The 13,542-nt window shown below is 66.7% G+C and carries 14 protein-coding genes; 8 read left to right on the top strand and 6 right to left on the bottom strand.

Annotation, left to right across the window (positions count from 1 at the left end; genetic code table 11):
• Position 1: 1 nt before the first annotated feature.
• Genes AC4ELH_RS30980 through AC4ELH_RS30990 form a run of 3 tightly spaced genes read right to left on the bottom strand, consistent with a single transcriptional unit; the run spans position 2 to position 2,683 of the window.
• Positions 2 to 811 (bottom strand): SDR family oxidoreductase, encoded by an 810-nt coding sequence (locus AC4ELH_RS30980; RefSeq protein WP_064958864.1) that lies wholly within the window; start codon positions 809 to 811, stop codon positions 2 to 4.
• Between the two features lie 26 nt (positions 812 to 837).
• Positions 838 to 2,049, bottom strand: a complete 1,212-nt coding sequence (locus AC4ELH_RS30985) for a cytochrome P450 (protein WP_064884690.1) — start codon at positions 2,047 to 2,049, stop codon at positions 838 to 840.
• A 22-nt stretch (positions 2,050 to 2,071) separates the two neighbouring features.
• A complete protein-coding gene (locus AC4ELH_RS30990; RefSeq protein WP_064884692.1) occupies positions 2,072 to 2,683 on the bottom strand; it encodes a TetR family transcriptional regulator in 612 nt (203 codons plus the stop codon).
• A gap of 189 nt (positions 2,684 to 2,872) precedes the next feature.
• Here AC4ELH_RS30990 and AC4ELH_RS30995 point away from each other — a divergent pair, with 189 nt between their 5' ends.
• The 6 genes from AC4ELH_RS30995 to AC4ELH_RS31020 all read left to right on the top strand — a co-directional run bounded on the left by AC4ELH_RS30995 (position 2,873) and on the right by AC4ELH_RS31020 (position 8,584).
• Positions 2,873 to 4,342 carry an aldehyde dehydrogenase gene (locus tag AC4ELH_RS30995; protein ID WP_498888588.1) on the top strand — a complete coding sequence of 490 codons (1,470 nt, stop codon included), beginning with the start codon at positions 2,873 to 2,875 and terminating at the stop codon, positions 4,340 to 4,342.
• Between the two features lie 83 nt (positions 4,343 to 4,425).
• The gene (locus AC4ELH_RS31000; protein ID WP_003879855.1) at positions 4,426 to 5,178 is read left to right on the top strand and encodes an SDR family oxidoreductase; all 753 of its coding nucleotides are present in this window, start codon (positions 4,426 to 4,428) and stop codon (positions 5,176 to 5,178) included.
• On the top strand, positions 5,175 to 6,056 hold the full coding sequence (locus AC4ELH_RS31005) for an NAD(P)-dependent oxidoreductase (RefSeq protein ID WP_498888591.1): 882 nt from the start codon (positions 5,175 to 5,177) through the stop codon (positions 6,054 to 6,056). The genes AC4ELH_RS31000 and AC4ELH_RS31005 overlap by 4 nt, the downstream gene beginning before the upstream one ends.
• 10 nt (positions 6,057 to 6,066) lie before the next feature.
• Positions 6,067 to 6,510, top strand: coding sequence for a carboxymuconolactone decarboxylase family protein (locus AC4ELH_RS31010; protein WP_064958868.1), 444 nt, complete (start codon positions 6,067 to 6,069; stop codon positions 6,508 to 6,510).
• Complete coding sequence (locus AC4ELH_RS31015) at positions 6,500 to 7,726, top strand: hypothetical protein (RefSeq protein ID WP_448447544.1); 1,227 nt, start codon at positions 6,500 to 6,502, stop codon at positions 7,724 to 7,726. The genes AC4ELH_RS31010 and AC4ELH_RS31015 overlap by 11 nt, the downstream gene beginning before the upstream one ends.
• 150 nt (positions 7,727 to 7,876) lie before the next feature.
• Positions 7,877 to 8,584, top strand: coding sequence for a M15 family metallopeptidase (locus AC4ELH_RS31020; protein ID WP_498888594.1), 708 nt, complete (start codon positions 7,877 to 7,879; stop codon positions 8,582 to 8,584).
• Between the two features lie 13 nt (positions 8,585 to 8,597).
• On the opposite strand, the gene AC4ELH_RS31025 is transcribed toward AC4ELH_RS31020, so the two are convergent.
• A complete protein-coding gene (locus AC4ELH_RS31025) occupies positions 8,598 to 9,227 on the bottom strand; it encodes a TetR/AcrR family transcriptional regulator (protein ID WP_064884708.1) in 630 nt (209 codons plus the stop codon).
• A 26-nt stretch (positions 9,228 to 9,253) separates the two neighbouring features.
• Positions 9,254 to 10,498: a cytochrome P450 gene (locus tag AC4ELH_RS31030; protein WP_498888596.1), complete on the bottom strand. Its 1,245-nt coding sequence runs from the start codon at positions 10,496 to 10,498 to the stop codon at positions 9,254 to 9,256.
• A gap of 101 nt (positions 10,499 to 10,599) precedes the next feature.
• Between AC4ELH_RS31030 and purD the strand changes: the two genes are divergently transcribed.
• A complete protein-coding gene (gene purD / locus AC4ELH_RS31035) occupies positions 10,600 to 11,868 on the top strand; it encodes a phosphoribosylamine--glycine ligase (RefSeq protein ID WP_448447536.1) in 1,269 nt (422 codons plus the stop codon).
• An 83-nt stretch (positions 11,869 to 11,951) separates the two neighbouring features.
• Here purD and AC4ELH_RS31040 read toward each other — a convergent pair whose 3' ends face one another.
• Positions 11,952 to 12,785 carry an alpha/beta hydrolase gene (locus AC4ELH_RS31040; RefSeq protein WP_064884927.1) on the bottom strand — a complete coding sequence of 278 codons (834 nt, stop codon included), beginning with the start codon at positions 12,783 to 12,785 and terminating at the stop codon, positions 11,952 to 11,954.
• Between the two features lie 126 nt (positions 12,786 to 12,911).
• Between AC4ELH_RS31040 and AC4ELH_RS31045 the strand changes: the two genes are divergently transcribed.
• A complete protein-coding gene (locus AC4ELH_RS31045; RefSeq protein WP_064884713.1) occupies positions 12,912 to 13,541 on the top strand; it encodes a TetR/AcrR family transcriptional regulator in 630 nt (209 codons plus the stop codon).
• Position 13,542 lies beyond the last annotated feature (1 nt).

Raw genomic sequence — 13,542 nt, forward strand, 5'->3', positions numbered from 1 at the left:
GTCAGCCTTCCACTCTCAGCTTCTGGCGGTCCTTGACATCGGCGAGCGGAGCTTCGGGCTGAATCTCCAGTTCGGCGATGAAGCCGCCGCGGGGGGTTTCCGCGACGAAGGTGATGGCCCGCGCGAGATCTGCCGCGCGCAGGAAGTAGTCGTGCCGGGCCTGGCCCCACTTGGCCCAGTCCTCGAGCATTTCGCCGACCTTGTCCATGGGCGCACTCCAGCCCATGGCGGTCTTGGTGGGCCCGGGATGGACCACGGAGGCGCGCACGCCGGTGCCCTCCAGTTCCATCTGCAGGGTCTTGGCCATGCCCAGCAGGCCGGCCTTGGCTGCGCCATAGCCGCCCATGTACGGACGCGGCCGCAGGGACACGTCAGAGCCGACGAAGATGATGTCGCCGCGCCGCCGCTCGACCATGCCCGGAAGCACAGCGGTGGCAAGGCGATTGGCGCCGATGAGGTGAATCTGGATCTGGTTCTCGAACTCGTCGGTGCTGATCTCGTGGAGCTGGCCGAAGAAGGTGTCACCGGCACCTGCCACCAGTAGCTCGATGTCGCCGAGCGCCTCGGTGGCGCCGTGCACGAACGACTTCACCGACTCGGCGTCGGTGACGTCGAGCGGCAGCGCGATTGCCTCGCCGCCATCGGCGGTGATCTGCTCGACGAGCTCCTGGCATTTCTCGACGCGGCGAGCGCCGAGGGCGACCGGGAAGCCGTGCGCGGCAAGCTCGGTCGCCGTGGCGGCGCCGATGCCGGACGACGCGCCAGCCACGATGGCCGGTCGGCGGTCGGGATGGGGTTCGAAACGTGCCATTTAGCGTGCCTTTACTGTGATGGGCTTCAGCGGTGGGACACCGCAATGGGCAGGTGAGCGAATCCTCGTACGGAACTGGAGTGGACACGGACAGCGTTGGCCTCGTCCACCTCGTATCCGCGGATTCGCTTGAACAACTCGGTCAGTGCCACCCGCGCCTCCATGCGCGCCAGGTGCGCGCCGAGGCAGAAATGGGCTCCACTGCCGAAACTCACCAGTTTCGGGCCGATCTCGCGATCGATCCGGTATTCGTCGGGGTTCTCGAAGGCGCGCTCGTCTCGGTTCGCCGAGCCGATCAGCAGCACCAGCACATCGCCGGCGGGCACCGTGGTGTCGTAGTACGTCTGGTCCTCGGTGACCAGCCGCGCCAGGATCTGGCTGGAGGCGTCATAGCGCAGGGTCTCCTCGACCCACGGCACCACCAGGGCGTGGTCGTCGAACACCGGGGCCAGCTGGTCCGGATTCTTGAAGCCCCAGTACGCGGCGTTGGCAAGAAGTTTGGTGGTCGTCTCGTTACCCGCCACCACCATGAGGAACAGGAAGGCCATGATCTCGTCGTCGGTGAGCCGGTCTCCGTCGATCTCGGCCTCCACCAGTGCCGACGTCAAGTCGTCGGTGCGGTTCTTGCGGCGCTGCTTCACCATGTCGGCGTAGTAGACCAACAGTTCCCCGGAGGCGGCGATCGCGGATTCGGGGACATCGGCGACACCGTCCTCACGGTGCATGACACCGTCGGCAAGCGCCCGGATGCGAACCCGGTCCTCGTCCGGCACGCCCATCAGTTCGGAGATGACGTCCATGGGCAGCTTGCCTGCGAAATCGTCTACGAAATCGATGGAGCCGGACGTTCCGATCTCTAGAGCCGTATCCAGGTGCTGGTGGGCGATCTCCGTGACCCGGCCCTCCAGTTCGCGGATACGCCGCGGGGTGAATCCCTTCGAGACCAGGGTGCGCAGCCGGAGGTGACCGGGATCGTCGAGGGCGAGGAACGACATCACCCGGTGGGCTTCGTCATTGCGGGAGATCGGATCCAGGGACACGCCGTGCTTGTTGGACAGCGTGACGCTGTTGCGGAAGCCGGCGACCACGTCCTTGTGCCGCGACAACGCCCAGAACTTGAGCTCCTCGTTGTGATACAGCGGTGCCTCGTCGCGCAGTCGGCGGTAGTAGGGGTACGGATCCTCGTGGAATTCGTAGTCGTACGGGTCGAGGATCGGTTTGACTATGTCCAAGCTCATCAGTGCTCTCCCAGGCTCATGCTCATTTGTCCTCTCCGAGGACGAGGCCGACGACATAGGTCAGCCGATCGGCGATCTGGTGGTAGGTGAAGGCGCCGCTGCCGGCGTTGACCAGCGCGCCGAAGAACGTCATCTCGAGGGCGGAGACGATCCGCGAATCGGCATCGGGCCCGACGGCTGACCGGATGCGCTTGTGGATCTCGGCGCCGATACGGTCGCGCACCTTGCGCACCGCCGGATCGGTGCCGCCGCCCAGCAGGGCCGTGGTGCAGGCAGCTGCCACCTCGGGCTCGTCGGCGACGACCAGCGTCAGTGCCCGGAGCGCCTTGTCGACGCGCGTGGTCATGGAGTCGTTCACGTCCGTGAAGTACGGGCACTGGCTGACCAGATCCAGGTACATCTCGGCGATCAGATGATTCTTCGACGAGAAGTATGTGTAGGCCGTGGCCGGCGCTACCCCGGCGCGTGCCGCGACTGCGCGCACGGTCAGATCGGCGTAGGAGGACTCGCGCAACATCTCGGTCCCGGCGGTCAGGACCTTGCGGAAGGTCTCCTCCTGCCGGCGGTTGCGCGGGGACTCCTTGTCTGGCTCGGGAGCTGGCTCTGTGACTGCGGACACCGCATCGCTGGACACATGTCCAAGTTATCGGACGATGTCGCGGTTGGGCAAGTGCGTATCCTGAAAGGGGCTGATGAACTGCGTATTTTTCGCTATTCGCGGGGCGGTTGGGGGCCGCTCTTGCGGCTTGACATTGTCTGCGGCTATCGTTCGAGACGAGACAGCCGGACAGTTGTCCAGAATCTTCTGAAGTGGAGTTCACCAATGCCGGTACTGGCCGATCGCCAGAGTCAACTGCTGATCGACGGCAAGCTCGTCGCTGGACGCGGCGGAGTGTTCGAGACCGTCAACCCCGCTACCGAGGAGGTGCTCGGCGTTGCCGCCGACGCCGACGCCGAGGACATGGGCAACGCCATCGAAGCGGCTCGCCGTGCGTTCGATGACACAGACTGGTCGACGAACACCGCGCTCCGGGTGCGCTGTCTGCGGCAGTTGCGTGACGCGCTGCGCGAAAACATCGAGGAACTGCGGGAACTGACCATTGCCGAGGTGGGCGCACCCCGCATGCTCACCGCCGGCGCGCAGCTGGAAGGCCCGATCGACGATCTGGCCTACTCGGCCGACACTGCCGAGAACTACGAGTGGAAAACCGATCTCGGCTACGCCACCCCGCAGGGCATCCCGACCAACCGCAAGATCGCTCGCGAGGCGGTCGGTGTCGTCGGCGCGATCACCCCGTGGAACTTTCCGCACCAGATCAACCTGGCCAAGGTCGGCCCGGCGCTGGCCGCGGGTAACACCCTGATCCTCAAGCCGGCCCCCGACACCCCGTGGGCAGCCGCGGCTGTCGGCCAGATCATCGCCGAGCAGACCGATTTCCCGCCCGGCGTGATCAACATCGTCACCTCGAACGATCACTCCGTCGGCGCGCTGCTGTCCAAAGATCCTCGGGTGGACATGGTTTCGTTCACCGGCTCGACCGCGACCGGGCGCGCCGTGATGACCGATGCGGCACTCACACTCAAGAAGGTGTTCCTCGAGCTGGGCGGCAAGTCGGCCTTCCTGGTGCTCGACGACGCCGACCTGGCGGGGGCCTGCTCGATGGCCGCCTTCACGGTGGCCATGCACGCCGGCCAGGGCTGCGCGATCACCACCCGCCTGGTGGTGCCGAGGGCCCGTTACGACGAAGCCGTCGAGGCTGCCGCCGCCACCCTGGGCGGCATCAAACCTGGTGACCCCAACAGCAAGCGCACCGTGTGCGGCCCGCTGATCTCGGCCCGCCAGCGCGATCGGGTGCAGTCCTACCTGGACCTGGCTCTGCAGGAAGGCGGCCGGTTCGCTTGCGGTGGTGGACGTCCCGCGGACCTGGACACCGGCTTCTTCATCGAGCCGACCGTGATCGCCGGTCTGGACAACACCGCCCGGGTGGCCCGCGAGGAGATCTTCGGGCCGGTGCTGACGGTGATCGCCCACGACGGCGACGACGACGCCGTGCGCATCGCCAACGACTCGCCGTACGGCCTGTCCGGCACGGTGTTCTCCGGTGACGACGCCCGCGCCCAGGCGGTGGCCGCCCGGATGCGCGTCGGCACCGTCAACGTCAACGGCGGCATCTGGTACTCGGCCGACGCACCGTTCGGCGGCTACAAGCAGTCCGGCGTCGGCCGCGAGATGGGCCTGGCCGGCTTCGAGGAATACACCGAAATCAAATGCGTCGCGACGCTCGCCAATTAGAACGGGTGCCGAGCGGCCAGTTATGACACGCAAACTCGTGAGAGCCGTGCACTAACTGGCCATTCGGCGGGAAAGGAACAGACATGGGACAGTTCACAGACAAGGTTGCGATCGTCACCGGGGCCGGTGGCGGAATCGGGCAGGCGTATGCCGAGGCGCTGGCACGTGAGGGCGCGGCGGTCGTGGTCGCCGACATCAACACCGAAGGTGCGCAGAAGGTCGCCGACGGCATCAAGGGTGAGGGCGGCAACGCCCTGGCGGTACGGGTCGACGTCTCCGACATCGACTCGGCCAAGGACATGGCCGCGCAGACGCTTTCGGAGTTCGGCGGCATCGACTACCTGGTCAACAACGCCGCGATCTTCGGCGGGATGAAACTCGACTTCCTGCTCACCGTCGACTGGGACTACTACAAGAAGTTCATGAGCGTGAACCTCGACGGCGCGCTGGTGTGTACCCGCGCGGTGTACCGGAAGATGGCCAAGCGGGGCGGCGGCGCGATCGTCAACCAGTCCTCGACCGCGGCCTGGCTGTACGCCAACTACTACGGCCTGGCCAAGGTCGGCATCAACGGTCTGACCCAGCAGCTCTCCCGAGAGCTCGGCGGACAGAACATCCGGATCAACGCCATCGCACCCGGACCGATCGACACCGAGGCGAACCGCACCACCACGCCCAAGGAGATGGTGGACGACATCGTCAAGGGAATCCCGTTGTCCCGCATGGGCCAGCCGGAGGACCTGGTCGGCATGTGCCTGTTCCTGCTGAGCGATCAGGCCAAGTGGATCACCGGCCAGATCTTCAATGTCGACGGCGGACAGATCATCCGGTCATGAGCACCGACGAGCGCGGGCGCGAGGAGCCGACCAGCACAGTGAAATACGGCTACATCGGCCTGGGCAACATGGGTGCCCCGATGGCCAAGCGGCTGGCCGCATGGCCCGGCGGGTTCATCGTGTACGACGTGCGGGCCGACGCGATGGCGCCGTTCGAGGAACTCGGGGCCACGTTGGCGGGCGACGTCGCCGACATCGCCGAGGCCGACATCATCAGCATCACGGTGCTCAACGACGAGCAGGTGCGTTCCGTGATTGCCGAATTGGCGGCAAAGGTCAAGCCGGAGACGGTGATCGTCATCCACTCGACGATCAGCGATACCACCGCCGCTGAACTTGCCGACCAGTACAAGCCGCAGGGTATCCACATCGTGGATGCCCCGGTCAGTGGTGGCGGCGCCGCCGCCGAGAAGGGTGAGCTGGCCATCATGGTCGGCGCCGAACGGCCTGTCTACGAGCGGATCAAGCCGGCACTCAAGCAGTTCGGCTCGATGGTGATCCATGCCGGCGAGCCCGGTGCCGGTACCCGGATGAAGCTGGCCCGCAACATGCTGACCTTCACCTCCTACGCCGCCGCGTGCGAGGCCATGAAGTTGGCCGAGGCGGCCGGGCTGGACCTGGGCGCGCTGGGCCGCGTGGTGCGCCACACCGATGCGTTGACCAGTGGGCCCGGCGCCATCATCGTCCGCGAGAACATGACCGAGCTGACCCCGGATCATTGGCTCTACGACGCCTTCACCCACACCCGCGGACTGGGGGAGAAGGACCTGAGCCTGGCTCTCGGGTTGGGTGAGGTTGTGGGAGTGGACCTTCCGTTGGCCCAGGTGGCCCTGCAGCGGCTCGCTGAGGGCCTCGGCGTACCGCACGAGAACGACTAGGAGAACTTCGATGGACGAGTTGCGCGCCAAGGGCCTGGCCAAGATGAACGAGGTCTATGGCTGGGAGATGCCGAATATCGAGGGAGATCCGTACTTCGATCTCACCGTCGACCACCTGTTCGGCACCATCTGGAGCAAGCCCGGACTGTCGATGCGCGAGAAGCGGCTGATGACATTGTCGGCGGTGACGGCGGTGGGTTCGCAGGACCTCGCTGAAATTCAGGTCAATGCCGCGCTGCTCAACGGTGAGTTCACCGAGGAGGAACTCAAGGACATCGCCATCTTCCTCACCCAGTACCTCGGCTTCCCGCTCGGGTCCGCCCTCAACGGCACCGTGTCGAAGGTCGCGGCCAAGCGGCGCAAGGCCGCCGAGAAGGGGCTGGCCGAGGATCGCAAGGCGAACGTCAACGCCGCAGTCAAGATGAATACCGGGAGCGAGCTCGATGACAAGTAGGTATGCGTCGCTGACGCACGACGAGCTGGTCAAGCTGGTCCCCGAGCTCCTGCTCATGGGGCAGATGATCGACCGCTCCGGGATGGCCTGGTGCATCAGCAATTTCGGGCGCGAAGAGATGCTGCAGATAGCGATCGAGGAGTGGGCCGGGTCCAGCCCGATCTACACCAGGCGGATGCAGAAGGCGCTCAAGTACGAGGGCGTCGACATCATCACCATCTTCAAGGGGCTGCAACTCGACATCGGCGCTCCTCCGCAGTTCATGGATTTCCGCTACACGGTCCATGATCGCTGGCACGGCGAGTTCCACCTCGACCACTGCGGCGCGCTGCTCGACGTCGAGCCGATGGGCGAGGAATACGTGCGCGGCATGTGTCACGACATCGAGGACCCGACCTTCGATGCCACCGCGCTGGCCACCAACCGCAAGTGCCAGGTGCGTCCGATTCACCGGCCGCCCCGGACACCTGCCGACCGGCAGCCACACTGCGCCTGGACGGTCATCATCGACGAGTCCTACCCCGAGGTCGACGACATCCCCGCGCTCGAGGTGATCGGCCGGACTCGCGCAGCCCAAACGGTTCTGGACCCGATCGACCCTTCCGATGAGGGTGCGGCCGACTACTCGGGCCCACTGCTGTCGGACTTCGATTTCGCGGCGTTCTCGCATTCCGCACTGGTTCGGATCGCCGACGAGGTGTGTCTGCAGATGCACCTGCTGAACCTGTCGTTCATCCTCGCGGTGGGGGCACGTGCCGGTGCCGACACCGCGTTGGCCACCGACATCTGCGCCAAGCAGCTCATCGGGGTGGCGGGTGTCGGTGCCGAGCGGATCCACCGCGCTCTGGGCCTGCCCGGCGGCATCGAGGGTGCGGTGCGCGTGCTGGAACTGCACCCGTTGTTCAACCCGGCCGCCTATGTCGACGCCGAGTTCGGCCCCGACACGGTGTCCGTGCGTCGGTCGCCGGCACACGAGGACGGTTCCTGGGTGGCGCTGGTTTCGCCGGCCGAGACCCGGCCCCTGCAGGCCATCGTCGCCGCTGTCGACCCGCACCTTGCCGTCGAGGTGATCGGGTCGGATGTGGAGTGGACCGCCCGGGTGATCGAAACCGAGACCGCGGCAAAGGAATTCGGTGAGGTCGCGGTGGTCAAATTCAGTGGCGGGGCCGAGTTCGTGTTCGAGCCGAGGAAGTCGTTGCCGCTGACCGTGGTGTGACGCGCAGCGTCAGGATTGCGCCCGTTCCGGGGATCTGCCCCCTGCGGTCGAGGCGTCAATCAAAGTTGCGGCGGCAAACGTCTGCTCTGGGGCCAATTTCCCGTCTCTGAGACCACACGGATGGCCATCTCGTCGATCTAGAGTCGCAGGGTGGGCATCGCAACTGTCCGCGTATGTGCCCTGGTGGTGGCAGTGTTCACCGGGTGCACAGCGGCGTGCGCCGGTGACGCGCCCGCGCCGGTGCGGGCACCCGAGAGCATCTCTGCCTCGCCGCAGAATCCGCGGCCCAGCGTGGAGCCGGGGCAACCCGCCCGGGTTCAACCCGTCGACGAGGCCGCGTTGGGCGCCAGTTGGCGGCCGGGATGCCCGGTGCCGCCGGCTGACCTTCGCCGAATCACCTTGTCGTATATCGGTTTTGACGGCCGATCCCACCGGGGTGAGTTGGTGGTGCACCGTGATGTGGTGAGCGACGTGATCGAGATCTTCGGGGATCTGTATTCGGCGCGATTTCCGATCGAGAAGATGCGCACGGTGGACCACTATCCGCGCGCCGACGACGAGCTGTCCATGGAGGACGACAACACCTCGGCGTTCAACTGCCGGTCGCTGCAGAGTGGAGCATGGTCGTTGCATGCCTACGGTCGTGCGGTCGACATCAACCCGCTGGTCAATCCGTATATCTCAGCCTCTGGCGACCTTCAACCGGTTACCGCGCGGGCTTACCTGGACCGCACCCGCACCGATCCGGGGATGATCCGCGACGGAGACGTGGTGGTGCGGACCTTCGCCGAGCGTGGCTGGCTCTGGGGCGGGCACTGGCATGACCCGGTCGACTACCAGCATTTCGAACGACGTTGACGGGCCGAACCGGCTAAAGCCCGGCGGACGGCCGTTCGGGCGCCAAATTACCGGCCACCACGGCCGAGCCGACCCACCGGCGCAGGTAGCTGCGCAGTGCCTCGCCGGTGCGCGGAGGCCGACCCGGGTCGATGACGAATGACTGGATGATCCGCAGCAGATGCTCGGCGAGCTCGTCGAGTTCGGCGTCGGTGTATCCGAGGCCCGTCCAGTCGACGTCCAGCTTGCGCATCAACGCGCGGGCAAAGTCGACTGCGACATCGGAGGTGACCGATTCGGTGTGGGCGTTCGCGCGTCCGGGAGCGACGAGCAAACCGATGTGCTTCTCCTGGGGTAACCACTCCAGCGCGGTGGCGATGGCCTCGGCGACCGCCTCCACCGGGTCGGTCACACCCCGAAGGTGAGCGGCGACGCGGTCGAGGAAATCGCTGGCCGCGTTCACCGCGGACGCCACCAGCAGGGCGTCGGTGCTGGGGAAATAGCGGTACACGGTCTGCCGGGTCACGCCGAGGGTGCGCGCCACGTCGGCGATGGAGAAGTCGGCGCCCCGCTCATCGATGGCGTTGCCCGCAGCGACGAGGATGCGGGCAATCGCCTCCTCGTCGCTGGCCGGCGCGGAGCCGGACCACCCGTGCGTTCGCATGGGCGAATCCTAGAACAAACAGCGGATCACCTGCGGTAGGAGACCGGCAGATCCTTGACGCCGTTGATCCATCCCGACCGGAGACGTTGGGGCTCACCCAATTTGGCGATATCGGGGATCTGATCGGCGATCTCGTTGAACATCAGCTTGATCTCCATGCGCGCCAGGTTGGCACCGATGCAGAAATGCGCGCCGTTGCCGCCGAAGGCCAGGTGCGGATTGGGGTTGCGCAGGATGTTGAAATCGAAGGGCTTGTCGAAGACCGATTCGTCATAGTTGGCCGAGCTGTAGAACAGGCCGACGCGCTGCCCGGCCTTGACGGTGACGTCGCCCACCTGGACGTCGGACAGGGCGGTCCGCTGGAAGCAGTGCACCGGAGTCGCCCAGCGGATGATCTCGTCAACCGCAGTGTCGGGACGCTCGCGCTTGAAAAGCTCCCACTGGTCGGGGTTTTCGAGGAAGGCGTTCATCCCGTGCGTCATGGCGTTGCGGGTGGTCTCGTTGCCTGCGACGGCCAGCAGGATCACGAAGAACGCGAACTCGACTTCGGTGATGGCCTCGCCGTCCCCGCCTTCCACATCGGCCTGCACCAGGCGGGTCACGATGTCGTCGGCCGGGCACTTCCTTCGTTCCTCGGCCATGTTGTAGGCGTAGCCCATCAGCTCGGCATTGGCCATCGTCGGATCGGCGTCGAAATCCGGGTCGTCGGTGTTGATGATGGCGTTGGACCAGTTGAACACCTTCTCCCGGTCTTCCTCGGGTACGCCGATCAGGTCGGCGATGGCCAGCAATGGCAGGCCCACCGCGATGTCGTCGACGAAATTGCCGGCGTCCTTCTGGGCGGCCTTGGCCACGATGTCGCGGGCCGCCAGGGCCAACTTCTCCTCGAGTGCGGCGACCGAGCGCGGGGTGAACAGCCGCGACACCAGCTTGCGAAGCCGGGTGTGCTCGGGCGCGTCGTGGTTGATCAGCAGGGCCTTGGTCAGGTCGAGTTGCTCGGCGGTCACGCTGTCCGGCAGCCGCATGACGGCGCCCTTGGCGTTGGTGGACCACAGGTCACCGCCGTTGCGGGAGATCGTCTTGATGTCCTCGTGGCGGGTGATCACCCAGTAGCCGCCGTCGTTGAAGATCGATTCGCCCTGCTCGTTCCACCACACCGGGGCGGTCTGGCGCAGTTGGGCGAACTCCTCGACGGGGATTCCGCGGAGCAGGACGTCGGGGTCGGTGAAGTCATAGCCGGCGCCGAACGGGCAGGCGCTCATCGTTGTCATGCCGGGGTCATCTCCTTGTGTGACGGCGGGCACATTCCTGCATTCGACCATACACCGTGGCGTCAAGTGTATGCCCGTAGGTTTGCCGCTACGCTACGACCGTGCGCGTCCTCGTTATCGGATCCGGAGCCCGTGAACACGCCCTGCTGCTGGCCCTGCGCCGCGACCCGCAGGTGGAGGAGTTGGCGGTGGCCCCCGGCAACGCCGGAACCCAGTCCATTGCCGACCAGTACGACGTCGACATCACCTCTGGTGAGGCCGTCGTGAAGCTGGCCCAGCGCCTCGGCAGCGACCTGGTGGTGATCGGACCCGAGGTTCCGTTGGTGCTCGGCGTGGCCGACGCCGTACGGGCCGCCGGGATCGCCTGCTTCGGCGCGAGCAAGGACGCCGCCCGCATCGAGGGCTCCAAGGCGTTCGCCAAGGACGTCATGGCCGCCGCCGGGGTGCGGACCGCGACCAGCGAGATCGTCGACAACCCCGCCCACCTGGACGCCGCGCTCGACCGCTTCGGGCCCCCCGCCGGCCAGGCCGCCTGGGTGGTCAAGGACGACGGACTGGCCGCCGGTAAGGGAGTGGTGGTCAGCGCCGATCGCGATGCCGCCCGGGCGCATGCCGCCAGCCTGCTCGACTCCGGACATCCGGTGCTGCTGGAATCGTTCCTGGACGGGCCCGAGGTGTCACTGTTCTGTGTGGTCGACGGCGCCACCGTCGTGCCGTTGCTGCCCGCGCAGGACTTCAAACGCGTCGGCGACGGCGACACCGGGCCCAACACCGGCGGCATGGGCGCCTATGCACCGCTGCCGTGGCTTTCGGACTCGGTCAAAGCGCAGATCGTCGACGACGTCGTCAAACCCGTTGCGGCAGAACTGGTTGCCCGGGGCAGCTCGTTCTCTGGCCTGCTCTACGCCGGCCTGGCGATCACTTCGTCCGGTCCTTCGGTGGTGGAATTCAACTGCCGCTTCGGCGATCCGGAGACGCAATCGGTTCTGGCTCTGCTGGATTCGCCGTTGGCGCAGCTGCTGAACGCTGCGGCGACCGGGGAGCTCGACTCCTTCGGTGACCTGCAGTGGCGCGACGGCTACGCCGTGACCATCGTGGTGGCGGCCGAGAACTATCCGGGCCGGCCGCGCGTCGGCGACGTCATCCAGGGATCGGAAGCCGACGGCGTGCTGCATGCCGGTACCGCGCGCCGCGAGGACGGCGCGGTGGTTTCCTCGGGCGGCCGGGTGCTCTCGGTGGTCGGCACGGGAGCAGATCTGCCCGCCGCGCGCGATGCGGCCTACGCGCTCGCCAAGTCGATTCGGTTGCCGGGCAGCCACTTCCGCAGCGATATCGGTCTGGCCGCGGCCGAGGGGCGCATCACCCTTTAGGGGTCACCTTCCCTCGCGACCAGACGCAAAACTGCCCATTTTGGCTGAGAAATGGGCAGTTTTGCGTCTGCTCGCGGGAGGGATCAGGCGACCAGTAGCGGTGCCATCCAGGAGATCTCGGCGGGCAGCTGCGAACTCCAGAAGCTGCCGTCGTGCCCACCGGGGGAGAACCCGCCGGCCGGCGGATTGGGCAGTTCGGAGATGAACTGCTTGGTGGCCGAATAGAACGGATCGCTGTTGCCGCAATCGATCCGGATCGGAATCGATCCCAGCGCGGGCTGGCCCCACACAGTGTTGGCGGCATAGTCCGCGGCGCTGTCGAAAGCCCCGGGCGCTGCGGCGCCCGACGACGTCCACAGCGCGGGGCTGACGGCACAGATCGCGGCGGTACGTGCCGGCCCCAGCCGCGAACCCAGCAGCAGTGCGCCGTAGCCGCCCATCGACCAGCCCAGGAATCCCACCCGTGAGGTGTCCAGACCCTGATCGCCGAGCATCGGGATCAGTTCGTCGAGCACCATGGCGCCCGAGTCCTCACCGGATGCGCGCTTGTGCCAGTAACTTCCACCGCCGTCGACGGCGACCACTGCGAACGGCGGCAGTCCCGCGGCCACGGCCTCGGCCAGGCCCTGCTCGACTCCGCCGGCCATCACGCCGGCGGCATCCTGCCCTTTGCCGTGCAGGGCGATGACCGGACGGAGTTTGCCGGTCTGGCCGGGCGGGCGCGCGATGGCCCAGTTGGTCTTCGCCCCACCGCGTGCGGCCGAGGTGAACGAGCCGCTCGTCATAGTGGGGGCTGCGACGGGGCTGGCCACCGAACCCGGGGCGGAGGCGAGGGCCAAGGCGCCGGCGGCGCCGGCGGCTGCACCGACGCCGAGGCGCAGGACTGCGCGACGACTCAAGTTGGGCATGCGGGCCATCTTGCCATCGCCCGACAAAGGCATCGGTCAGTGGCATTCTCGCGGCGTGACCGACGTGCCGGCAAAACCTGAGTAAAGGCTGATGATTGACCGAAAGCCCCATGTGGAAGGGGTCCGACTGGCACGATGCTAAAGGTGACGGCAGCGGTCACCCCTAAAGGGGAGCGTCGGCGGTACGCCCTCGTCAGGGCGGCCGCTGAATTGCTCTGTGAGGGCGGCTTCGACGCCGTCCGGCACCGCGCCGTGGCCCGCCGCGCCGGCCTCCCGCTGGCTTCGACGACGTACTACTTTTCTTCACTGGACGACCTCATCGCGAAGGCTGTCGAGTACATCGGCACCCAGGAAACCGAACATCTCAGTGCCGGTGTGGCTGCGCTCTCGCGGCGGCGTCGCGGTGCCGAATCGACCGCCGACGTCCTCGTCGACTTGTTGCTCGGGGCGTCTCTGGAACGGCGTGGCACCGAGGAGTTGATCTCGCGCTACGAGCGCTACATCGCCTGTGCCCGGCAGCCCGGACTGCGTGACATCCAACGGCGCATCCTGCAGCAGCGGACCGACGCCGTCGTCGAGGTGGTGGAACGCTCGGGCCGCTCGGTGCGGGCCGAACTGGTCACCGCCCTGGTGTGCGCCGTCGACGGAGCTGTGGTTGCATCGTTGGTCGACGAAGGGGAGGGGCCCCGGGCCAGCGCCAGGGCCACGTTGATCGACGTCATCGACGTATTGGCGCCCGTCGACGAACGGGCGGTGCGCGTCTGAC

This window comes from Mycobacterium shunyiense (assembly GCF_058270075.1).